24 protein-coding genes are annotated in these 20,159 nt (G+C 73.4%); 9 read left to right on the top strand and 15 right to left on the bottom strand.

Annotation, left to right across the window (positions count from 1 at the left end):
• Positions 1-102: 102 nt before the first annotated feature.
• Positions 103-336, bottom strand: coding sequence for a hypothetical protein (locus ACQP1S_RS13715; RefSeq protein WP_091239248.1), 234 nt, complete (start codon positions 334-336; stop codon positions 103-105).
• Positions 337-617: 281 nt separating this feature from the next.
• Here ACQP1S_RS13715 and ACQP1S_RS13710 point away from each other — a divergent pair, with 281 nt between their 5' ends.
• From ACQP1S_RS13710 to ACQP1S_RS13700, 3 genes are all read left to right on the top strand, one after another.
• Positions 618-1,568, top strand: coding sequence for a serine/threonine-protein kinase (locus tag ACQP1S_RS13710; protein ID WP_432906825.1), 951 nt, complete (start codon positions 618-620; stop codon positions 1,566-1,568).
• Between the two features lie 87 nt (positions 1,569-1,655).
• The gene (locus tag ACQP1S_RS13705) at positions 1,656-2,081 is read left to right on the top strand and encodes an OsmC family protein (RefSeq protein ID WP_363673929.1); all 426 of its coding nucleotides are present in this window, start codon (positions 1,656-1,658) and stop codon (positions 2,079-2,081) included.
• A 271-nt stretch (positions 2,082-2,352) separates the two neighbouring features.
• The gene (locus ACQP1S_RS13700; protein WP_432906823.1) at positions 2,353-3,192 is read left to right on the top strand and encodes a hypothetical protein; all 840 of its coding nucleotides are present in this window, start codon (positions 2,353-2,355) and stop codon (positions 3,190-3,192) included.
• Positions 3,193-3,277: 85 nt separating this feature from the next.
• On the opposite strand, the gene ACQP1S_RS13695 is transcribed toward ACQP1S_RS13700, so the two are convergent.
• The 5 genes from ACQP1S_RS13695 to ACQP1S_RS13675 all read right to left on the bottom strand — a co-directional run bounded on the left by ACQP1S_RS13695 (position 3,278) and on the right by ACQP1S_RS13675 (position 7,811).
• Entirely contained in the window at positions 3,278-3,784 is a 507-nt protein-coding gene (locus tag ACQP1S_RS13695; protein WP_432906821.1) for an ATPase, read from the bottom strand.
• A 156-nt stretch (positions 3,785-3,940) separates the two neighbouring features.
• A complete protein-coding gene (locus ACQP1S_RS13690) occupies positions 3,941-4,387 on the bottom strand; it encodes a response regulator (protein ID WP_091239235.1) in 447 nt (148 codons plus the stop codon).
• Positions 4,388-4,516: 129 nt separating this feature from the next.
• Positions 4,517-4,885: an STAS domain-containing protein gene (locus ACQP1S_RS13685; protein ID WP_432906819.1), complete on the bottom strand. Its 369-nt coding sequence runs from the start codon at positions 4,883-4,885 to the stop codon at positions 4,517-4,519.
• Positions 4,886-4,950: 65 nt separating this feature from the next.
• Entirely contained in the window at positions 4,951-5,997 is a 1,047-nt protein-coding gene (locus ACQP1S_RS13680; RefSeq protein WP_091239227.1) for a cobalamin B12-binding domain-containing protein, read from the bottom strand.
• A complete protein-coding gene (locus ACQP1S_RS13675) occupies positions 5,994-7,811 on the bottom strand; it encodes a SpoIIE family protein phosphatase (RefSeq protein ID WP_432906818.1) in 1,818 nt (605 codons plus the stop codon). The genes ACQP1S_RS13680 and ACQP1S_RS13675 overlap by 4 nt, the downstream gene beginning before the upstream one ends.
• Before the next feature lie 253 nt (positions 7,812-8,064).
• Here ACQP1S_RS13675 and ACQP1S_RS13670 point away from each other — a divergent pair, with 253 nt between their 5' ends.
• Entirely contained in the window at positions 8,065-8,415 is a 351-nt protein-coding gene (locus ACQP1S_RS13670; RefSeq protein ID WP_432908000.1) for an STAS domain-containing protein, read from the top strand.
• 101 nt (positions 8,416-8,516) lie between these two features.
• Positions 8,517-8,870 carry an STAS domain-containing protein gene (locus ACQP1S_RS13665; protein WP_091239223.1) on the top strand — a complete coding sequence of 118 codons (354 nt, stop codon included), beginning with the start codon at positions 8,517-8,519 and terminating at the stop codon, positions 8,868-8,870.
• A gap of 84 nt (positions 8,871-8,954) precedes the next feature.
• Here ACQP1S_RS13665 and ACQP1S_RS13660 read toward each other — a convergent pair whose 3' ends face one another.
• Complete coding sequence (locus ACQP1S_RS13660) at positions 8,955-9,290, bottom strand: hypothetical protein (RefSeq protein ID WP_432906816.1); 336 nt, start codon at positions 9,288-9,290, stop codon at positions 8,955-8,957.
• Positions 9,291-9,490: 200 nt separating this feature from the next.
• Between ACQP1S_RS13660 and ACQP1S_RS13655 the strand changes: the two genes are divergently transcribed.
• Positions 9,491-9,880 carry an AI-2E family transporter gene (locus ACQP1S_RS13655; RefSeq protein WP_432906814.1) on the top strand — a complete coding sequence of 130 codons (390 nt, stop codon included), beginning with the start codon at positions 9,491-9,493 and terminating at the stop codon, positions 9,878-9,880.
• A 70-nt stretch (positions 9,881-9,950) separates the two neighbouring features.
• Here ACQP1S_RS13655 and ACQP1S_RS13650 read toward each other — a convergent pair whose 3' ends face one another.
• The gene (locus ACQP1S_RS13650) at positions 9,951-11,252 is read right to left on the bottom strand and encodes an NAD(P)/FAD-dependent oxidoreductase (protein WP_432906812.1); all 1,302 of its coding nucleotides are present in this window, start codon (positions 11,250-11,252) and stop codon (positions 9,951-9,953) included.
• A 250-nt stretch (positions 11,253-11,502) separates the two neighbouring features.
• Here ACQP1S_RS13650 and ACQP1S_RS13645 point away from each other — a divergent pair, with 250 nt between their 5' ends.
• Both ACQP1S_RS13645 and ACQP1S_RS13640 read left to right on the top strand, forming a co-directional pair.
• Entirely contained in the window at positions 11,503-12,588 is a 1,086-nt protein-coding gene (locus ACQP1S_RS13645) for a hypothetical protein (RefSeq protein ID WP_432906810.1), read from the top strand.
• Positions 12,589-12,811: 223 nt separating this feature from the next.
• Positions 12,812-13,843 (top strand): LacI family DNA-binding transcriptional regulator, encoded by a 1,032-nt coding sequence (locus ACQP1S_RS13640; RefSeq protein ID WP_432906808.1) that lies wholly within the window; start codon positions 12,812-12,814, stop codon positions 13,841-13,843.
• A gap of 99 nt (positions 13,844-13,942) precedes the next feature.
• On the opposite strand, the gene ACQP1S_RS13635 is transcribed toward ACQP1S_RS13640, so the two are convergent.
• From ACQP1S_RS13635 to ACQP1S_RS13615, 5 genes are all read right to left on the bottom strand, one after another.
• Entirely contained in the window at positions 13,943-14,236 is a 294-nt protein-coding gene (locus ACQP1S_RS13635; protein WP_432906806.1) for a DUF6510 family protein, read from the bottom strand.
• Positions 14,237-14,252: 16 nt separating this feature from the next.
• Positions 14,253-15,014: a ferredoxin reductase gene (locus ACQP1S_RS13630; RefSeq protein ID WP_432906804.1), complete on the bottom strand. Its 762-nt coding sequence runs from the start codon at positions 15,012-15,014 to the stop codon at positions 14,253-14,255.
• A gap of 1 nt (position 15,015) precedes the next feature.
• Positions 15,016-15,606, bottom strand: a complete 591-nt coding sequence (locus ACQP1S_RS13625) for a sulfite oxidase-like oxidoreductase (protein WP_432907997.1) — start codon at positions 15,604-15,606, stop codon at positions 15,016-15,018.
• Between the two features lie 110 nt (positions 15,607-15,716).
• Positions 15,717-16,736, bottom strand: coding sequence for a TerC/Alx family metal homeostasis membrane protein (locus ACQP1S_RS13620; protein WP_432906802.1), 1,020 nt, complete (start codon positions 16,734-16,736; stop codon positions 15,717-15,719).
• Between the two features lie 249 nt (positions 16,737-16,985).
• Entirely contained in the window at positions 16,986-17,399 is a 414-nt protein-coding gene (locus ACQP1S_RS13615; RefSeq protein ID WP_432906800.1) for a DUF2267 domain-containing protein, read from the bottom strand.
• A 226-nt stretch (positions 17,400-17,625) separates the two neighbouring features.
• Between ACQP1S_RS13615 and ACQP1S_RS13610 the strand changes: the two genes are divergently transcribed.
• Positions 17,626-17,898 carry a DUF2795 domain-containing protein gene (locus ACQP1S_RS13610; RefSeq protein WP_432906798.1) on the top strand — a complete coding sequence of 91 codons (273 nt, stop codon included), beginning with the start codon at positions 17,626-17,628 and terminating at the stop codon, positions 17,896-17,898.
• A 246-nt stretch (positions 17,899-18,144) separates the two neighbouring features.
• On the opposite strand, the gene ACQP1S_RS13605 is transcribed toward ACQP1S_RS13610, so the two are convergent.
• Together ACQP1S_RS13605 and ACQP1S_RS13600 are read right to left on the bottom strand one after the other, a co-directional pair.
• A complete protein-coding gene (locus tag ACQP1S_RS13605; RefSeq protein WP_432906796.1) occupies positions 18,145-19,119 on the bottom strand; it encodes a pirin family protein in 975 nt (324 codons plus the stop codon).
• A gap of 49 nt (positions 19,120-19,168) precedes the next feature.
• The gene (locus ACQP1S_RS13600; protein WP_432906794.1) at positions 19,169-20,101 is read right to left on the bottom strand and encodes a hypothetical protein; all 933 of its coding nucleotides are present in this window, start codon (positions 20,099-20,101) and stop codon (positions 19,169-19,171) included.
• Positions 20,102-20,159 lie beyond the last annotated feature (58 nt).

The following is a 20,159-nucleotide window of genomic DNA, read 5'->3' as shown; positions in this document are numbered from 1 at the left end:
ACCTATGCGCATCCTGTGCGCCGGCTGTGCGCGGCGGCGGCCCCGCTCGACCGTACCGGGCCGGGTGGGGCCGGGGTGAGCCGATCCCGGTTCTGCGGGCCGCTACTGGCCCACCCCGATCGGATAGGTGTGCACGAAGGACATCGTCCAGACCCCGTCGGCGGCTGGCCGGTCCCGCTGGTAGAGGTGGTCGGGGCCGCCCCCACCGGGGGCCGGCGGGGCGTCCGGGTGGCGCAGCACCCAGCGGAGCGGCGGCGTGCCCGCCGGGTCGGCCGGCAGCGCCCGGACCAGGTCGTGGGCCGGCCCGCCGACGAAGCGTACGGTCACCTCGCTCATCGGCCCTCCCTCTGGTGGGCCGACGGCACGCCGGCCACCCCGGCAAGCTACCGCACACCCCGGCCGTGGCGGGGTCGCTCGGCCGAGCCCACCACCGGACGACCGCCCGCCGGCGCCGGCCCGGCGGCTGCCGTGGCGGCCCGGCGGGCACGCCGATGGTTTGCCCTACGCAGCGGCCCGCCGGGCACGCGGAGCGGTTTGCCCTGACCAGCGGCCGGGTACCGGGTGGGGAGCGCCATCGCCATCCCGGCGACGCGGTCGGCATGGACAGGAGCGGGTCGATGAGGACGCTCGCCGGGCGGTACCAGCTCGAACAGCGCATCGGCATGGGTGGGATGTCGGAGGTCTGGCGGGCCCACGACATCGTGCTGGACCGACCGGTCGCGGTGAAGCTGATGTCCCCCGCCCACCGGGGCGAGGAGACCTCGGTCGAGCGGATCAGGACCGAGGCCCGCTCCGCAGCCCGGCTGGTGCACCCCAACGTCGCCGGCGTGCACGACTTCGGCACCTCCACGACGCTGCCGGGCCGGGAGATGCCGTACATCGTGATGGAGCTGGTGGAGGGGGAGACCCTCGCCGCGCACCTGCGGGCCGGGCCGTTGGACTGGCGCATCGCCGTGCGGGTCTGCGCCGAGGTGGCCGCCGCGCTGGCCGCGGCCCACGCGCACGGCATCGTGCACCGCGACGTCAAACCGGCCAACGTCATGCTCACCCCGTCGGGGGCGAAGGTGCTCGACTTCGGCATCGCCACCCCGGCCGGGGCCCCCGACCACAGCCCGGACGGCATGGTGGTGGGGACTCCGGCGTACCTGGCCCCGGAGCAGTTCGACCGGCAGCCGGCCACCCCCGCCGCCGACATGTACGCGGTGGGGGTGCTGCTCTACTACTGCCTCACCGGGCGGTTGCCGTACGCCGCGGGGACCACCGCCACCCAGTTGGTCGGGGCCCGGCAAAAGATCACGGCGGAGCCGCTGCCACCCATCGTGGGGTTGCCGCCCGAGGTGGTGGACCTGTGCCGACGCTGCCTCGACGACGACCCGCACCAGCGGCCCAGCAGCCTGGTGGCGGCGCTGGAGCTGGCGGAGGTGGTCGACGCCCGGGTCTACGTGCCGATGCTGACCTCGGTGCCCCGGCCCCGGGTGGCCGCGAGGTCGCCGTGGACCGAGCAGGCGGCGACGGAGGCGACCGAGGCGGTGGCGCTGCACGACCGGTCCCGTACCGGATCGCTCTGACCCGGTGCCGCCCGCCGGGCGCTGCGGGCCACGGCGTTTCACCCGTTCGTGGCCGGGAATCCGGCCGACGAGTGAGGGAGGAACGCGATGCCGGATCCGAGTTCCTGGCTGCACGAGGCCAGCGCGACCGCCACGGGCGGACATGTACGCACCGACGACGGCGGGCTCTCCTCCGCGTTGGCGTCGCCGCTCGCGCCGCACTGCACCGGGTTGACCCCCGAACAGTTGCTCGCCGCCGCCTTCGCCTCCTGCCTGCACCATGCGGCGGTCGAGGCGGCCGGGGAGATCACCGACGAGGCGCACACGGTGCAGGTGACCGCCGAGGCCAAGCTGGGGCGCGACGACGACGGCCGGTACCGGGCCGACGTGCACGCCAGCATCTCGTCGGTGGGGTTGAGCCGGGACCAGCTGGCCGAGCTGGTCGCGTACGCCGATCGGCTGTGGCCCTTCTCCAGCGATGACAACAGCCGGCACCGGTTGACGGTGAGCGCGGCCGAGAACGGCCGCCACTGAGTTGCGCCGCTCATCCGTCCGGTGGACAGCCCATCGACGGTACGGCCACCCGCACTTCCGCCGGACGACCCAGGCCCGCCCATCGGTCGAGAACGATCGACTTTCGTCCGTTACCAGATGAAAAAAGCTCCATAAGAGACAAAGTCGACTTAGCGCTTTAGCGAATCTAGTCGCTTTTGGTGAGAGATATCCGGGCGAATTGCGGCCCGTTGTGGTGCAGGCCACCCGCAGCGGTGGTGGCCTGCGGCCGAAACCTCTCTAGCCTCGGCGGGTGCACCCCGACGACACCGCTGAGCAGCAACCGGTCCGACCGTGCCCGGCTGGCCCTTCGACCGGGGTGGCCTCGGACGAACGGAGGGTCGGCCGACACCGCGCACCGGAGCCGCCCCGGCAGGGTGCCCGCGCCGCGCTCACCTCGGCCCCCGCCCGGATCGCTCTCGCCGGCGGCGTCACCTGCTGCCTGGGACTGCTCGCGTTCGCCGGCACGCACCACGTCGACCGGCAGCCCCGGCCGGTGCAGGAGGTGCTGGCCGACCGGGCCGCCGACGAACAGCGGGCCTCCCGGGCCCGGGAACGGGCCGCCGCGCCGTTGGCCGTCCCGGTCACCCCGGTCCCGGCGAGTCCCCGCCCACCAGCCGCCCGCAGCGCCACGACGACACCGGAGAAACCGGCCCGGCCCCGCTCGGTCGCCGGCCTCACCCCGCTCCAGATGGACAACGCCAAGAAGATCGTCGACGTCGGTCTCGACCTCGGCGTGCCCCGGCGCGGCATGGTGGTCGCCGTCGCCACCGCCATGCAGGAGAGCGACCTGCACAACCTCGCCAGCGACGTGCTGCCCGAGTCGTACGACCACCCGCACCAGGGCAGCGGGTCCGACCACGACTCGCTCGGCCTGTTCCAGCAGCGCCCGAGCAGCGGCTGGGGCAGCGTGGCCCAGTTGATGCGTCCCGACTACGCGGCCCGGGCCTTCTATTCGGCGCTGGCCGAGATCCCCGGCTGGCGGGACCTCAGCGTCACCGCCGCCGCGCAGGCCGTGCAGATCTCCGCCTACCCCGACGCCTACGCGCGGCACGAGCAGCGGGCCACCAGCGTGGTGGAGGCCCTGACCTGAGCCACGGTCCTGGCGGGCCCGCCAGGGCAACGGCGGGGGCAGCCAGGGCAAACGGCGGGCCGGTCTCAGGGTAACGGCGGGCCGGTCAGGCCACCCAGGTCCCCGGCGCCGGTCGGTCGGCCGGCACCTCGTCGACGCCGGCGGCCACCCGGGTCGCCGGAACACCCCCGGCGGCGGTCGGGGTGTCGACCGGCACGGTCCCGACGGTCAGCCCGGTCAGGAGCTGATCCACCCGGGCCGCCCGGTGCCGCCGTTCGCGCAACGACGCCTCGAACTCCCGGCGGGCCTGCACCGCCTCGGCGTACACCCGCTCACGCAGGTGTCGGGCCTCCTCCCGGGCGGCGTCGAACTCGCCGCGCGCCCGGGCCAGGATCTCGGCCGCCGGTCGGGCCGCCCGGTCACCGTCGGCCTGCCGGCGATCGACCAGCGCCAGGAGCAGGGTGGTCTCCTGGCGGATCTGGTCCGGGTCCCGCCCCGCGCCGACGATCACCTCCACCCGCGCGGCGAGTCGGGTCAACCGGACCGCGAGCTCGTCCAGGTAGGAATCGACCTGTTGCCGGTCGTAGCCGGACCCCACGACGGAGAACCTCATCACGTGTCGCCCCCAGGAAGCTGGTACGTCTGTCCCCGTTCGATCCTCGTGGCAGCGGACGACCACGGGGGCGGTTCGGGAAAAATGTTCAGCAACTGCGGGCCGGGCGGCCGGTGCGGCCCCGGCGCGGGGGACGCGCCGGGGCGAACCACCCGATCAGGAACGTTTCGGCAGCACCACGACCCGACCGAAGAACTCGTCGATCCGGCGCACCACGTCGTTGAAGTCGTCCAGGTCGATCGGCTTGGTGACGTAGGCGTTGGCCTGCAGGCTGTAGCTGCCCACGATGTCGGTGTCCGCGTTCGAGGTGGTCAGCACGACGATCGGGATCGTCCGCAGGTCGTCGTCCCGCTTGACCTCGCCGAGCACCTGACGCCCGTCCATCCGGGGCATGTTCAGGTCGAGCAGGATCACGTCGGGGCGACGGGCATCGACGTGCCGGCCCTCCCGACGCAGGAACTCCATCGCCTCCTGACCGTCACCGACCACGTCGATGACCTTGGCGATCTCGGAGTCCGCCAGGGCTTCCTCGATCATCAGCACGTCACCCGGGTCGTCGTCGACCACCAGGATGCGGACGGGGTTCGTAACGCCTCGGTCCATGGGTCCAACCTGTCTGTCTCGGCGATCGGGGGACGACGGTCTCGGTACCCCGCCGGCGGGGTAGTCGAACGCGGTCACCCGCGGGGTGGGAAACCGCTCGGTTATCCGCTGGCGGGGAAATTTAGCCCATCACCGGGCGGACGACGACCGCGGGTCGGCGGTCTCCGGCTGGTAACGCAGCACGTCGGCAAGGCCGGTGATCTGGAGAACCCGATCCACCCGGCCGGTCGCTCCGGACAGCCGCAACCAGCCGCCGTGGGCAGCCGCCATGTTGTCACCGCGCACGAAGGCCGCGATGCCGGTGGAGTCACAGAAGGTCAGGCCGCCGAGGTCGAGCAGCAGATGTCGCTCGCCGTCGGCCACGAGCCGGTCGATCTCGGCGTTGAGCGCCCCGGCCGCACCGAGATCCAGCTCACCCGCGAGCCGCAGGCACACACCGCCACCATCCCGCTCGTCGTGCGTGACGGTGAAGGTCAACGTCGTCCCTCTCGCTCCCACCGCAGGTACACCCTTGCAGTGCAGCAAGTATACGCAGCGCTCCCCGGGAGCCCCGCAACGCCGCGTCAGTGCCGGACGCCCCCGGTCGCGACGGTCGCCGCCGCGCCCAACGCCACGAACCGGCCCGCCCGGGGGAAGTCACGCAGGGCGTGCCCGTAGTGGCCCAGGGTCGACGCGACCGCCGTGTCCGGGACCCCCCGGCTCGCCAGGATCGTCACCAACCAGGCCACGAAGTCGGTGAACAGCACCGGGTCGTCGACGTAGACGGCGGCGGCCAGCGAGTCCACGATGTAGCCGAGATCGCCCACCGTGGCGTCCCACTGGGCCGAGGTGTAGTCCTCGACCGACGGCACCCGGGCCCGCAGCTCCGCCACCGCCGAGTCGATCAGCTCGCTACGTCGTTTCACCAGACCGGCGTACTCGTGATCGGCGAGGTGGGACAGGTCCGCCGGCGGGACCCGGCGCAACGCCCGCTCGTCGGCGACCAGGTCGGCCGCGCCCGGGGCGTCCGCCGCCCAGGCGACCCCGAGCCGCCGGGCCCACCGGCCGTCGACACCGAAACCACGGCCACCGACCACCACCGGCACGTCCGAGCGCCGGCACGCCTCGATCATCCGATGCGCGTACGGCAGTCGCATCGGCAGGGCACAGGCCAACGCGACCGCGTACGCGTCGTGCCGGTGCAGGTACGACACCAGGTGCGCGGCGGGCACACTGGCGCCCAGGAAGGTCACCTGCCAGCCGCGCAGTCGCAGCACCTCGGCCACCAGCCGGGGCGGCAGGGCGTGCCACTCACCGTCCATGCAGGCCACCACGATCCGCCCCCGGGTGGGACGCGGGTCCGCATATCCGGCGATCGCCGCCACCACCCGCTCGCTGATGTGGGTCGCGGCGTGTTCCTGCGCCACACTCCACTCGTTGCGGGCCCACCGCTCGCCCACCTCGATCTGGGCCGGGACGACCAGATCGAGCAGCACCCGTTCCGCCGGAACACCGGCGTCGAGCAACCCGGTGGCAACCTCGATCGCGCCGTACTCGTCCGCCTCCTCCAGACAGGCGAGGAAGTCGGCGAAGGCGTGCGACGGGTCGACCGGGGCGGTCGCGGCGGTCACGGGCGGGGGGTCCTCTCCTCGGCCGTGCCCGGGATGGCCGGGACGGAGTGCAGGTGACGCCGGGGGCGGCCACCCGGACCGGTCGCCCGCAACGCCAGCACCGCGATGTCGTCGTGGTCGCCGTGCGCCAGCCAGTCGCAGGTGACCTGCTCGATCCGCTCGGCGAGCGCCGGGGCGGGCATCCGGTGACAGGCGGTCACCGCGTGGACCAACCGGTCCTGGCCGAACTGCTCGTCACCGCGCCGCCCGCCCCGGGCCTCGGTCACCCCGTCGCTGTAGAGCAGGCAGGTCTCCCCCACGGCCAGCCGTACGGTGACCTCACCGACGCGGGGGTCGGGGACCACGCCGATCAGCATGCCGCGCAGTGGCACCGCCTCGACCTCGCCCGAGTTGCGCAGCACCAGCGGCGGCAGGTGCCCACCACCGGCCATGGTCAGCGACAGGCCGCCGTCGCGGTGCGGGCGTACCGTCCCGAGCACCAGGGTGGCGAAGCGACCCTGACCGTGCGCCTGGGTGGTCTCCAGCAGGGCGTCGTTGAGCAGCTTCACCAACCGGCCGGGATGCGACTCGACACGATGGAGCGCCTGGAGACACTGGCGCAGCTGCCCGGTGAAGACCGCGGCCTCCACCCCCTTACCGGACACGTCGCCGAGGAAGAACACCGCGCCGCCGTCGGCCAGCCGGTGCGCGCCGTAGAAGTCGCCACCGATGCGCAGGCTCGCCTGCGCCGGCCGGTACGCCGTCCCCCACTGCACGCCGGTCGTCTCGGCCGGCTCCACCGGCACCAGACTGGCCTGGAGGGTGTCGGCCACCTCGGCCTGGTTGCGGTAGAGGATCGCGGTGGTGAGCGCGGCACCGGCCCGGGCGGCGAAGGCCCGGACGAGTTCCAGGTCGGCGTCGTCGTACCAGCGGGTGCGGCGGGCCACCAGCAGCACGCCCGCCGGGGCGTCCCGGCCGGGCAGCAGGACCACCCGGGCGGTCACCTCCCGGGCGGTCAGCCCCGGCAGCCACCCGGCCTCGACCGCCTGCTCGACGAGCCAGTCCACGGCGTGCGGTTCGACACCGGACAGACCCTCGGTGATCGCCGGGGGCAGCGCGGCGGCGGGCAGCACGCCGCTGTCCACCGTGGGGGACTCGTGGTCGGCCCGGGTCGCCCGCCACCACCGGGCCCGCCCGGACCGGGGTGCCAGCACCAGCACCGCCACCTCGGCCAGGGTGGGTACGGTCAGCCGGACGACGGCGGCGGCGGCCCGGTCCGGGTGCAACGGGTTGCCCAGCTTCTCGCCCACGACGGCGAGGAAGGCGGAGCGGGCCCGCTCGGCGAGCAGCGCGTCCGCCCGGGAGATGCTGTCGGTGACGTCCTCGACATAGAGACAGCTGCGGGACCCGGACAGCGGCACCCGTCGGATCCGCAACCGCCGGCCGTGATGACCGAACCCGTCGGGGTCGATGGCGACCTCGGTCAGCACGGGGATCCCGGCGGCCGCCAGGCGGCGACCGGGCGTCACCTCGGGCAGCAACCGCTCAGCGACCGGGCTGACGTGTCCCACCACGCCGTCGGCGTCGCAGATGATCAGGCCCTCGCGGAAGTGCTCGACGACCTCGGACCAGGCAGGCCCGGACCGGGCGGGCTCAGACCGGGCAGGTTCGGACCGGACAGGCTCGGACCGGACAGGTTCCGGACTGCTGTGGTCCGGGGCCAACGGCGGCAGTCCGGCGGGGGCCCCTGCGGATCGGGCCGGAGCCCGTTCGGCACTCGGCGTGGAGATCCGCCCGTCGCCCGGGTCGAAACCCCTGACGTCGGCAGCAGTCACCAGCTGAGCCTCACTCCCCTTGTCGCCATCCGCCGAGCTGCGGAGGTAGTCCGTATGTGCCAATCTGTGCCACTCAGCCTACGCCGGAACGCGGGTACCGCCACCGCACAGCACCTGGGCAGCCCGAATGCGCGCTCCTGCGGACCCGCCGGGAGGTTGTTACGATCCGGCGTAGTTCGGCCCGACCGTCGGCCCTGCGGAAAGGCGTGCGGTGGTATCCCCTGCAAGGAATCCCGAAGCTGACCCGTTGACCATGTCGGTGGACCGGTCCGATCCCCGGTCGCCGGTCATCTCGGTCGGCGGTGAGCTGGCCTACACCACCTCGGGACCGTTGCGTACGGAGGTCGACCGGCTGCTGGCGGGCCGGCCACCGGTGATCGTCCTCGACTTCTCCAGTCTGACCTTCATCGACAGCACCGGGTTGTCGGTCATCGTCCACGCCTGGCGCGAGGGCCAGCGGGCCGGGACGCTGATCCGGCTGCGGGCCACGCCCCGGTTCCTGGCGACCATCCTGGACATGACGGGGGTCACCGGCCTGTTGGCGCGTCCGGTGCCGGAGCAGTCCGCCGTCACCGCGCCGAGGCGACCCGCCGCGTCCGCCTGAGCACCGGGGCGAGCGACCGCGACGGGCCCGTCCGGCCCCGGGGCGCTGATCCCGCGAACCCCCGACGTTTCCCGGTCACCGGTTACTGGGAACATGGGGGCATGCGCCCGCAGCTGTGGTCCATCGAGGTGACCCGGCTCGCCGTCGGTCACGCCCGGCTGCGGCTGACCGGTGACCTCGACTTCGACACCGCGCCGGAGCTGCTCGACGCGGCGACCCGGGCCCGCGCGGACGGCTGCGCCGAGCTGACGATCGACCTCGTCGGGCTCGGCCTGTGCGACTCGTCGGGGCTGAGCGCCTTCCTGGTGCTCAGCCAGGGCGGTGCCGGGCCGGTCCGGTTGACCGGGGTCGGCGTCCGGCTCCGACAACTGCTCGACCGCACCGGTCTGACCGAGCTGCTGGCCGTGGAGCAACCGACGGCACACGTCATCGACGACGTCCGCGAGGTAGGCTGAGCCACCCCGCTGCCGGGGTGGCCCCCGGCCCTGGGACCGGGGGCCGGGGGGCCGGGAGGAGTGCCTGCGCGCCACGACCGACGGTCACCCGGTGACGACGGGTTCCTGCGCCGTGACGGCGGATTGCCGTCGTGGCCCGGTCGACCGCAGTTGGGCGGAAGAGGGCGGTTCGACGTCCTCCGGAGGACCGGCATCGGGCAGCTGGAACAGGTACCGGACGAATCCCCCGCCCGACTCGTTCTCCTCCGCTCCGGGCCACTGCCCGGCGCAGTCCACACCCACCACCTCACGGCCCGAGCCGTCGGCCTCCTCCAGCAGTGCCCAGAGGCTCACCGGGTAGCACCGCGTCACCTCGGGGCCGATCTGCCACCGCGAGTACCAGCCGGGACGAGCCGGGACGATCTCGACGATCCTCTTCATGACGACCTTCCCTTCCGCGTGCCTCGGAAGACCTCCGGTCGCCTCGATGATCTGCCCCGAACGGGTGAGCGCCCCTCACCCCCGGCGAGTGAAGCCGGTGCCCACCGGGGCCGGCAGGGCGGGTTTCCGGGCCCCGACCCGGGGTAGCCGCGCCGGATGGGTACCGCCGACGATCGCCACATCGCCCGTCGGCGCTGATCGTGATCGGTCTGGTGCTGGCGGTCGCCGTCGGGCCGGCCGTCAATCTGCTCTGCGGCGTCCTGCAGAACCTTGCCGGCCTGGTCACCGTCGTCGTGCTGGCCTACCTGATGGTGCTGGAGGCGCCCCGGACAATCCGGACCACCCTCGGGGCGGTCGGTGCCGGTGCGGGGGCGCGGTTGCGGCGGATCAGGCGGGACACCTCACGGGTCATCACCGGCTACCTGAGCGGGAACCTGCTGATCAGCGTGATCTGCGACCTCGGGACGTACGTCGTGCTGGCGCTGCTGGGGGTGCCGTTCGCGGCGGTCATCGCGCTGCTGGTGGCGATCGCGGACCTGATCCCGCTGGTCGGCGCGACGCTCGGCGCGCCCGACGGTCGGCGAGGGTGACCGGGGCAGGATCGACGCACCGCCGGTCCGGCCGCCGGGGTGAGCCGGTGGCCGGACCGATCAGCTTCGGTCAGCGAGTGCGCGCCGGCACCTCGGGGGAGGAACTCTCCAGCGGCACGGCGTTGGCCGGCACCAGGCCGAGCTGGGTCGCCGGCCTGGTCAGCGCGGCGTCGAGCACCCAGTCCGCGCTCACCCGCGCCCGGTTGCCGGGCATCGCCAACAGGTGGTAGCCACGGGTGACGGCCTTGGCGGGCAACCCGGACAGCGACAGCTTCAGTGGGTTCGCCGCCGCGTCCTTTCCGCCGAGGTCGACCACCCAGCCCAGATCGTGGTGCTTGTACGGCCGTCGCCGACCGTGACCGTAGGAGGCGGCGATGTTCTGCGCCGCGAGCTTGCCCTGTCGCTGCGCGTGCTGGGCGGTCATCGCGCAGATCTGCCCGGGGCGGGCCAGGTCCGGCACGGCGGCGGCGTCACCGCAGGCGTACACCTCGGGGAAGCCGGGCACGGTGAGGTACTCGTCGACCACCAACCGACCCTTCTCGGTGCGCAGGCCCAACTCGGCCACGAACGGGTCGGGGCGCACCCCGACGCACCAGGCCAGGGTGCAGGTCGGGACGTACTCGCCGTCGGTGAGGCGGACCCCGTCGGCGGTGGCCTCGGCGACCGAGGTGCCCATCCGTACGTCGACACCGCGACGACGCAGCACCCGGTCGGCGGTCCGCGACATCCGCTCGTCCAGTTCCGGCAGCACCCGGGGGGCCACGTCGAGCAGCATCCACCGGGGGCGGACCGTCAACCGGGGCCGCTGCGCCCGCAACGCGTCGGTGAAGAGTTGCCCGTGCGCGGCCACCTCGGTGCCGGTGTAGCCCGCGCCCACCACCACGAAGGTGGCGCGGGCCTGCTGCTCGGCCGGGTCCTGCGCCTGCTCGGCCAGCTCGATCTGACGGACCACGTGGTCGTGCAGGTAGACCGCCTCGGGCAGGCCCCGGAAGCCGTGGGCGTACTCGGTCACGCCGGGGATGGGCAGCAGCTTGTTGACGCTGCCGACGGAGAGCACCAGCCGGTCGTAGGCCAACTGGCCCCGTTTCCCCTCCGGGTCGGTGAACCCGACCCAGCGGTTGGCCAGGTCGACCCGGTCGGCCTCGCCGACGACGACCCGCACCCCGGGCAGGGTGCCGGTCAACGGGACCGAGATCCGGGTCGGCTCGACCACCCCGGCGGCCACCTCGGGCAGCAGCGGCAGATAGAGGAAGTAGTCGGTCGAGTTCAGCAGCACGATCTCGGCCCGCCCGCCGGCCAGCCGACGCAACGTCTTCGCCGCGTGGTAACCGGCGAAACCGGCGCCCACGATCACCACACGAGGTTTCGTCATGTCCGCTCCGTTCCCGGCGGCCAGCACGACAAACGTGTCGGATCGCGCCGGAGCGCGGCGGCCGGCGACCCGGAGTCACCCTTCCCGCCGCCCGCAAGGACTCCTGCGATGGGCGAGGGCGTCGTGGGCCGTTTGATACATCAGTGACGGGCTCCCGACTGTCGTTACACCGCGTAGACGACACCGTTGCTTTAGGCGCGCCCTCCGCTCACGCTGAGTTCCTGTTCGACACCACCGATCGGAGGAACAGATGAGAGTTCGTCGTGTCGTCGCCGTCGCACTGGCCGCCCTGCTGGCGGCCGTGGGGCTCGCGCCGACCGCACCCGCCGCGGCGGCCACCGCGGACCGCTGGGGTTTCGCCTACGTCGACAATCCCACGGTCACCAGCTGGACCGTCCTGGACACCACCCGGCAGTGGGGAACCTGGAAGACCGCCTTCCCGGCCGCCTGGGCCACCGGCATCAAGCTCGCCCCGGGCCGATTCCAGGTGCGCTTCCCGCAGATCGGCGCCGGTGCGCGCGGGGTGCCGCACGTGACCCCGGTGGACCGGGCCGGGCACTACTGCACCGTGGTGCGCTGGTTCCAGTCGGGCACCGACGAGATCGTCGACGTGCAGTGCTTCGCCCCCGGCGGCACCCGCGACGACAGCCGGTTCACCGTGCTGTGGACCACCAGCTCCGGCGTGCTGCCGGCCGGCACCGCACACGCCTACGTCCAGGGCGGGGTCAGCGGCCTGGTGCAGTCGTACGTGTCGACCGGGGCCCCCGCCGCGCTGGCCCCGTTGGGGGTCGGGCAGTGGTCGGTGCGGCTGCCCGGGGTCGGGCTGGCCGGGGTGCTGGCCGGCAACGTGCAGGCCACCGCGATCCAACCGAACGCCGCACCGCGCCGGTGCACCGTCGCGCGGTGGGGCGCGTCCGGCACCGACGTGCTGGTCTACGTGTTCTGCTTCGACCAGACCGGAGCGCCGGTGAACACCGACTTCACCCTCTCCTACCACCGGGGACGGTCGGTGATCGGGTCGCTGGCCCCGCCGAAGTTCTTCGGTCACCTGGCCAGCGCGGCGGGCGGCCCCACCAACGACAACTCCCAGCTCGGGGTGGGCGTCAACACCATCGCGCCGCTCGCGCCGGCTGGCCGCTACCTGGTCACCTTCAAGCAGCTCGGGCAGAAGGAGACGCACGCCCAGGTCACCGCGCAGGGCACCGGACCCAACTACTGCAACCTGACCCAGCCGTGGTCGTACGCGGTGGACGCCCCGGTGGACGTGATCTGCTTCGACAACACCGGCACGCCCGCGCCGTACCAGGTGCTGGTGGCCTTCACCTCCCGGATCTGAGCTGGACGTCGATGCCCGCCGGTGCACCGCACGGGCGGGCATCGACCCGTGGGACGACGCCGGACGGCACCGCCCGCCGGCCCGACACGCGCCCGGAGTGTCGCCGCCCCGCCCAACCCGTGGACCGGGTGCCGCACGTGATCTCCGCTTCCCCGCCGGTTCGGCTAGCGTTGTCGGACCGTCGCCCCGGCGGCCGAGCCACGAGCAGCACGAAGGTGAGCCGATGGGACCGAAGGCGAGCATCCGGGACGTCGCCGCCGCGGCGGGCGTCTCGGTGACCACCGTGTCCCACGTGTTGAACAACAAATCCGGCACCCGGGTCAGCGCACAGACCCGGGAACGGGTCGAGGCGGTGGCCCGACAGCTCGGCTACGCGGCGAACGGGCTGGCCCGGGGGCTGCGGCTGCAACGGTCGTACGCCCTGGGGCTGCTCGGTGACGTCATCGCCACCAGCGGTCAGGCCGGGCGGCTCATCCTCGGTGCGCAGGAGACCGCGTCGGCACGCGGTTGGGTGCTGCTGCTCACCACCGGACGCGATCCCGAGGCCGAACGGCGGGAGATCCGGGCCCTGGCCCGGCACCGGGTCGACGGCGTGCTCTACGCGACCACGGACCACCGGGTGGTGCGGGTCCCCGACGAGCTGCGCCCGATGCCGGTGGTGCTGCTCAACGCCCGTAGCGACGACGCCACCCTCCCCTCGGTGGTGCCGGACGAACGCGGCGGCGCCGAGGCGGCGGTGCGGGAGCTACTCACCCACGGTCACCGGCGGATCGGGTTCGTCACCAGCACGGCCGACCTCCCCGCCGCGCGGGGCCGGTTGCTCGGCTACCGGGAGGCGCTGTGGGCCGCAGGGGTGCCGTACCGGCCCGAACTGGTCCGTACCGATGTCGGCGACTCCGCCGGCGGGCACCGGGCGGCCCGTGCCCTGCTCGCTCCCCCCGACCGGCCCACGGCGCTGTTCTGTTTCACCGACCGGATGGCGATGGGCGTCTACCGGGCGGCGGCCGAGCTCGGTCTGCGGGTCCCGGACGACCTGTCGGTGGTCGGTTTCGGCAACCAGGAAGGCATCGCGGACGGGTTGTTCCCCGCGCTGACCACCGTGGCGTTGCCGCACCACGGGATGGGCGCCTGGGCGGTCGAGACCATGGTGGAGCTGCTCGACCGGCCGAAGGGGTCCCGCCGGCGGGTGGCCCGGCACGTCCTCATGCCGTGCCCGCTGGTCCGTCGGGCGTCGGTCGCCGCCGCACCGCACTGACCGCGGTGCCCGCACCGCACCGACCGCAGAGCCCGCACACACCGCACCGCACCGACCGGCGGCGAGCCCGGCTCCCCGGGAGGTCACCCGGGCGGCGGGTCAGAGTGGACGGGGGAACGGTGGCGCGGTCGGCATCGGCACCTGGAGGTAGGTCGCGCCGCGCAGGTCCAGCCAGGCCCGGTCGGGGGCGCGGACCAGCCGCAGCATCACCTCGGCGCAGGCGGGGCAGCGGCCCACCAGCCCGGGGGCGTGGGCGTAGACGCGCAGGCCGGCCATCGGGCCGACCATGCCGCACGACGCGCACCGCCCGGTCGCCGCGCTCAGATCCACCGCCAGCAGCTCGCGCAGCGGCCCGTCGAGCATGTTGCCGTCCAGGTAGGACATCTCGGTCATCGGTTCTCCTCGCCGGTCAGCCGGTGGGCCCGAACCGTTCGGTCCGTACCCGCCGGGTCTGGTGGCCCAGCCCCACCAACAGGTCCGCGACGGTCTCCACGAAACCGGTCGGGCCGCAGACGTAGCAGAGCGGCTCCAGCTCCGCCGGCCAGCCGTGGGTGTTCACGTCGGCCAGCCCGATCCGGTGCGGTTCGCCCCGCCACCCGTCGGGGGCCTCGCGGGTGTAGAGGTAGGTCACGTCCAGGCCGAGGTCGTCGCGGGCGCGGACGCGCAGCTCGTCGGCGTAGATGACGTCCGCCGGGGTGCGTACCGAGTAGATCAGCCGGAACGGCGTCCGGCTGCCGGCGGCCCGCCGGGCCCGCACCATCGCCATCAGCGGCACCACCCCGGAGCCGCCCGCGACCAGCAGCACCGGCGCGGTCTGCGCGGGCCGCCAGACGAACCAGCCGCCGACCGGACCACGCACCTCCACCGGGTCCCCCTCGGCCCAGGCGTCGGTCAGGTACGGCGACACCTCGCCGTCGGGCACCCGCTGCACGGTCAACTCGATCCGGTCGCCGTCGGCCGGTCCGGCCAACGAGTACGACCGGGCCGCCTGGTAGCCGTCGGGGGCGGTGAGCCGGACGTCGACGTGCTGCCCCGGCAGGTGCCCGGGCCAGTCGGGCACCGACAGGAGCAGGGTCTGCGCGGTGGGCGTCTCGACCCGGCGCTGCACCAGCCGGGCCACCCGCCAGCCCAGCGGCGCGGCCACCCGGCCACCCGTGGCGGCTGCGGTCACCTCAGTCGCCCTGGTAGCGCTGCTCGCGCCACGGGTCGCCGTAGTCGTGGTAGCCGGCGGTCTCCCAGAAACCGGGCTCGTCCTCGACGGTCAACCGCAGGCCGCGCACCCACTTGGCCGACTTCCAGAAGTAGAGGTGCGGCACCAGCAGCCGGACCGGTCCACCGTGCTCGGCGGGCAGCGGCTCGCCGTCGTAGCCGTGCACCACCCAGGCCTGACCGTCGCGCAGGTCGTCCAGGGGCAGGTTGGTGGTGTAGCCGCCGTACGAGTGGGCCTGGGCGTAGTCGGCGGCGGTGTCCACCCCGTCGAGCAGCACGTCCAGCGAGACGCCCTGCCAGCTGGTGCCGAACTTGGACCACCGGGTGACGCAGTGGATGTCCACCGTGGGGGTCTCCTGCGGCAGGGCCATCAGCTCCGCCCAGGACCAGCGCAACTCGTCGCCGGTCTCGGTGGCGAGGACGAACTCCCAGCGGTCCAGGGGGACCCGGGGGGTCGGCCCGGCGGACAGCACCGGGAAGTCCTCGGTCAGGTACTGCCCCGGCGGCAGGGCCGGGTCGGTCGTACGACGGCGGCCCTGGAAGCCCGGTGACACGATTCCCACCCGTCAGTCGTACCACCCGGTGGGCCTGGGCGGGAGGGTTCTCGCCCACCGGCACGCCTTCGGCGGCGGCCTTGTGACGGGCCGCCGCCGGCCGCGTACCGTCAGTGCTTCTCGGTGACCACCTCGGCCTCGCCGGGCTCCCGGTCTCGGGTGGCCCGCAGGCTGGTGAGGGTGACCACGACCAGCACACCGATGATGACGCCGAGCGAGGCCAGCGTCGGGATCTCCGGCACACCCGACCAGATCCCGTGCGCCCAGTGCAGGCCGAGCTTGACGCCGATGAAGGCCAGGATGATCGCCAGGCCGTAGCTGAGGTGCACCAGCCGGCTCAGCGCGGCATGCAGCACGAAGTAGAGCGCCCGCAGCCCGAGCAGCGCGAACGCGTTGGTGGCGAAGACCAGGTACGGGTCCTCGGTGATGCCGTAGACGGCGGGCACCGAGTCGACCGCGAAGACGATGTCGGTGGCGAGCACCGCGACCACCACGAGGGCGAACGGGGTGAGCGCCCGCCGACCGTGCTGCCGGATCGTCATCCGGGTGCCGTGGTACTCGTCGACCACCGGCATGAACCGGCGCAGCAGCCGCACCGACCGCATCTTGTTGATGTCGACCTCCTGCTCGTGCCCGGAGAGGGCGTCGCGCAGCAACTTGATCGCGGTGGCGATCAGGATGACGGCGAAGAGCAGGAACGCGAAGTCGAGGGTCTGCAGCGCCGCCGCGCCGAGGGCGATGAAGATCGCGCGCAGCACCAGCGCACCGGCGATGCCGTAGAGCAGCACCCGCTGGGCGAGCACGGCGGGCACCGCGAAGGCGGCCAGCAGCAGCATGAACACGAAGAGGTTGTCGACGGAGAGCGACTTCTCGACCAGGTAGCCGGTCAGGTACTCGACCCCCTGCTGGGAGCCGTACCGGGACCAGATCCAGCCGCCGAAGGCCAGCGGCAACGCGATGTAGAAGGCCGACCAGCCCAGCGCCTCCCGCATCGACACCTCGTGCGGGCGACGGGTGACCAGGAAGTCGAGCACCAGCAGGGCGACCACGCCGACGATGGTGACCGCCCAGAGGGTGGGCGTGCCGACCGACGACAACTCACCGGCAGAAAGATATGACAGACCGGTCATGGGACCTCCTCGAACACCGTGCCATGTTCGAGGTCTCCTTCACCCACGTTCGCCGTGGGCAACCACCCGAGGCGTGCCCGGGGCACGCCGTACTGACCGGAATGGTTCGTGGGAAGTACTCCCCTCGTGCGGTCCAGGTTAGGCCAGGTCGAACGACTCGCCAAGTCAGGGCGCACCACTGCGGCGGCGTTGTTGCCCTGGTCAACGGCTGGGTGTCCCCGGTGGGTGGTCCGATCCGGTGCCCGGCGGTCAGGCCCGGCGCAGCGCGGACACCCCGGGGGTGAGCGCCAGCTCCACCAGATCCCGGTAGTCACGGGGAAACCGGGTCACCACATCGTCGAACTCGCCGCCGCTGACCGCCTCGCGGACCGTGACGAAGACCGCCCGCACGACGTCCCGGGCGGCCGGTTCGTCCAGGTCGGCCCGCTGCGCCACCCGCGCGACGAACTCGGCCGCGCCGAACCGCTCGGCCGCCTCGGTGCTCGGGCTGGGCCGCAGCGCCAGCCGCAGCGGCGCCGGCAACTGGGTGGCGAGGTCGAGCACCTCCCCACCGGTCAACCGCTCGGCGAGGGTCGCCAGGGTGGCGTGGACCAGCACCACGGCCCGCTCCGGATCGGTGCGGACCCGTCGGGCCACCTGGTCGACGAAGGTGTCGTAGTTCATGCGGGGCTCCCTTCGACATGAGGCCGGTCGGTTACCCACCACGGCGGCCCGGAAACGACGCCGCATCCCGCGGCCGGGCCCGGGGTCCGGTAACGACGCCGAATCCCGCCCCGGCGTCGGACCGTCGGCAACGGCGTGATTTTCCGCTTCGACGGCGAATGACCGGCCGCCGGGCGGGTACCCGCCGCCGATCGTGACCGGAGTACGGCGGCGAGGAGGCTCACCGATGGCCAGTCGGACCGAAGTCCTGCGGTATCTGTCCCGGCTGGACTACCCGGCGGCGAAGGACGCCGTGGTACGCCAGGCCGAACGGGAGGGCGCACCACCGGACGTGTTGCGGGCGTTGCGGGCGCTGCCGCCGGTCGACTACGCCAACGACGCCGAGGTGGCCCGCTCCGCCGCTGTCGATCCGGCCCCGGAGGTCGGCCCGGCCCCGCGGGCGCAACAGGCGCGGGACAAGCGACGCCAGCGCGTCGCGCAGCACCTGCGGGGCATCTGAACCGGAAGGCGGACGCCGCCGGCCCGCCGAAGTGTCAGGGCCGGTGCCGGGTCACCGGGTCCGGAAAGGCGGGCGCCCCGGGTCACGAACCGCGACCTGGGGCGCACGCGTGCCTGTTCACCGGCGAACCGCCGGGTGGCCACCCGAACCGGGCGGGCATCGCTGCCACGATCATCATATGACACGCCATCACCCGTACGGCTGATTATGGAAGTACTGTGGGCGAGCACACGGCTGGTGGGCGGGTCAGCCGTGCAGGTCGCCCCGCCGGTCCCGGGCCTTCAACCGGACACTCGGCAGTTCCGGGGCGGGCAGCGGCGGGGCCGCGTCGTCGGCGACCGGCCCGAACCGGTCACGACCGGCCATCCAGTCCTCCCGGGCGGTGACCACCTCCTCGTGCGAGCGGCCGACGAAGTTCCACCACATGACCAGGGGCTCGTCGAACGGCTCGCCACCGAGCAGCATCAGTCGACTGCCCGGCTCGGCGGTCAACTCCAGCCGGTCCCGCCCCGCGCCGAGGTAGAGCAGCACGCCGGGCTCCAGCGACTGGCCGTCGACCCGGGCCCGGCCGTCCATCGCCAGCAGGGCGTACTCGAAGCGGGGTCGCAGGTGCAGCGTCGCCGGGGCCGGCCCGTGGGCCTGGAGCTGCGCACCGAGCAGCGGCGTGTGCACCACCGCCGGGGACCGCTCGCCGCCCAGCTCACCGACGAGCAGGGTGTGGTCCCAGTCGCCGGTGCGCCAGCGGGGCAGGTCGGCGTGGTGGGCGAAGCCGGCCGCACCGGCCCGGACCGGGTCCGGCAGCGCCACCCACAGCTGCACCCCGTGCATCACCGGCGGATGGGTGGCCGGTGACCGCTCGGAGTGGGCGATGCCGTGCCCGGAGGTCATCACGTTGAGCTGGCCGGGTCGGATCGGCTGGACGTTGCCGAGGCTGTCCCGGTGCACGATCTCGCCGTCGAGCAGCCAGGTCACCGTCTGCAGGCCGGTGTGCGGGTGGGGCGGCACCTCCATGCCGGGCCGCTGCGCGACGTCGTCCGGGCCGAAGTGGTCCACGAAACACCACGCCCCGACCATCCGACGCGCCCGCTGCGGCAGCAGCCGGCGCACCGTGGTGTAGCGGCCCAGTGGCACGTCGTGGCCGGGCAGCAGCACACTGCCCGGGTCCTCGTCGGCGACGCCGGGTGGTCGGGTCTGCGCCGGCAACGATTCGGTACGGTCCACCGCCCGACTCTATGCCGGCCCGCCCGCCGCGGTGCGTGCCCCGGGCGGTTCAGTCCTCCACGACGGTGACCGTGTTGGCCCCGGCGACGAGGTCGAGGTAGAGCCGGTCGGGTGACCGGTCCCAGTCCGGCGAGCCGACGGTCGCCCCCCGGGCCAGCCCGTCACGCCGATCGCCGTACCAGACGACGCTGCCGGCACCGGCGCTGGCCCGGACCCGGACCGGGGGGCCGTCGGGTGCCCGGATCACGAACTGGTTGACGCCCCCGGTCATCCGCACCGTGCGGGTGCCGGTCGTCGGGGGCAGCCGCAGGTCGACCCGGGCCGCGCCACCGATCAGCTCCAATCCGGACAGCCGCGCGCCGGTGAGGTCGAGAACGTGGTCGCTGACCCCGCCGATCAGCCGCAACCGCCAGGTCAGCCGCGAGTTGAGCACCACGTCGACGACACCCCGGCCGGCCTTGTCCCGGCGGGTCACCCGCAGCTGCACCCGGTCGCCGGACACCTCGGGCCGGGGGGTCAGGCCGGCGTCGGCCGGGCTGCTGATCCGATACAGGTCGGCACCGAGGTCATCGGTGCGCAGCCGGAACGAGGTCACCCCGTCCATCAGCTCGAAGGTGGCCCGGCGCAACCCGCCGACCGGTGCGGTCGCGATCCGCTCGGCGGCGGCCTCGGCAGCGCCCGCGCCACCCGGTCGGGCGGTCACCGCCACCGGTGGCGTCGCGTTCTGCCCACCGGAGAAGACCACCCCCAGCCGGTCCGGGTTGGCCAAGGTCACCACCACCGCGAGCGCGCCGAGCGCCACCACCAGCACCGCCGCGGCGGCCAGCAGGCGCACACCCCGGGGCCACGGCGACCGGTACGCCGGGTCGTCCTCCGGGTCTCCGGTCGGATCGACCGGTTCGCCGGTCACCTCGATCACCGGCTCGAAGACCGGTCGCTGCTCCCCCGTCGTCGGACGGTGCTCCTGATCCGGCTCCGGCATCGTGCCTCCCCTGTCGGTCCCCGCACAGCAGTACGTACGGGCCACCGCAACGGATCAC

The organism is Micromonospora matsumotoense (assembly GCF_050951065.1).
Taxonomy (GTDB): domain Bacteria; phylum Actinomycetota; class Actinomycetes; order Mycobacteriales; family Micromonosporaceae; genus Micromonospora; species Micromonospora matsumotoensis.
Note: the sequence above shows the minus strand (reverse complement) of the source record. Positions and strands in the feature narration are given on the sequence as shown.

Excerpts from the sequence above, each read along its gene's own strand:
- ACQP1S_RS13715 (WP_091239248.1), bottom strand. The coding sequence starts at position 336 with ATGAGCGAGGTGACCGTACGCTTCGTCGGCGGGCCGGCCCACGACCTG.
- ACQP1S_RS13710 (WP_432906825.1), top strand. The coding sequence starts at position 618 with ATGAGGACGCTCGCCGGGCGGTACCAGCTCGAACAGCGCATCGGCATG.
- ACQP1S_RS13705 (WP_363673929.1), top strand. The coding sequence starts at position 1,656 with ATGCCGGATCCGAGTTCCTGGCTGCACGAGGCCAGCGCGACCGCCACG.
- ACQP1S_RS13695 (WP_432906821.1), bottom strand. The coding sequence starts at position 3,784 with ATGAGGTTCTCCGTCGTGGGGTCCGGCTACGACCGGCAACAGGTCGAT.
- ACQP1S_RS13690 (WP_091239235.1), bottom strand. The coding sequence starts at position 4,387 with ATGGACCGAGGCGTTACGAACCCCGTCCGCATCCTGGTGGTCGACGAC.
- ACQP1S_RS13670 (WP_432908000.1), top strand. The coding sequence starts at position 8,065 with ATGTCGGTGGACCGGTCCGATCCCCGGTCGCCGGTCATCTCGGTCGGC.
- ACQP1S_RS13665 (WP_091239223.1), top strand. The coding sequence starts at position 8,517 with ATGCGCCCGCAGCTGTGGTCCATCGAGGTGACCCGGCTCGCCGTCGGT.
- ACQP1S_RS13660 (WP_432906816.1), bottom strand. The coding sequence starts at position 9,290 with ATGAAGAGGATCGTCGAGATCGTCCCGGCTCGTCCCGGCTGGTACTCG.
- ACQP1S_RS13650 (WP_432906812.1), bottom strand. The coding sequence starts at position 11,252 with ATGACGAAACCTCGTGTGGTGATCGTGGGCGCCGGTTTCGCCGGTTAC.
- ACQP1S_RS13645 (WP_432906810.1), top strand. The coding sequence starts at position 11,503 with ATGAGAGTTCGTCGTGTCGTCGCCGTCGCACTGGCCGCCCTGCTGGCG.
- ACQP1S_RS13640 (WP_432906808.1), top strand. The coding sequence starts at position 12,812 with ATGGGACCGAAGGCGAGCATCCGGGACGTCGCCGCCGCGGCGGGCGTC.
- ACQP1S_RS13635 (WP_432906806.1), bottom strand. The coding sequence starts at position 14,236 with ATGACCGAGATGTCCTACCTGGACGGCAACATGCTCGACGGGCCGCTG.
- ACQP1S_RS13620 (WP_432906802.1), bottom strand. The coding sequence starts at position 16,736 with ATGACCGGTCTGTCATATCTTTCTGCCGGTGAGTTGTCGTCGGTCGGC.
- ACQP1S_RS13615 (WP_432906800.1), bottom strand. The coding sequence starts at position 17,399 with ATGAACTACGACACCTTCGTCGACCAGGTGGCCCGACGGGTCCGCACC.
- ACQP1S_RS13610 (WP_432906798.1), top strand. The coding sequence starts at position 17,626 with ATGGCCAGTCGGACCGAAGTCCTGCGGTATCTGTCCCGGCTGGACTAC.
- ACQP1S_RS13600 (WP_432906794.1), bottom strand. The coding sequence starts at position 20,101 with ATGCCGGAGCCGGATCAGGAGCACCGTCCGACGACGGGGGAGCAGCGA.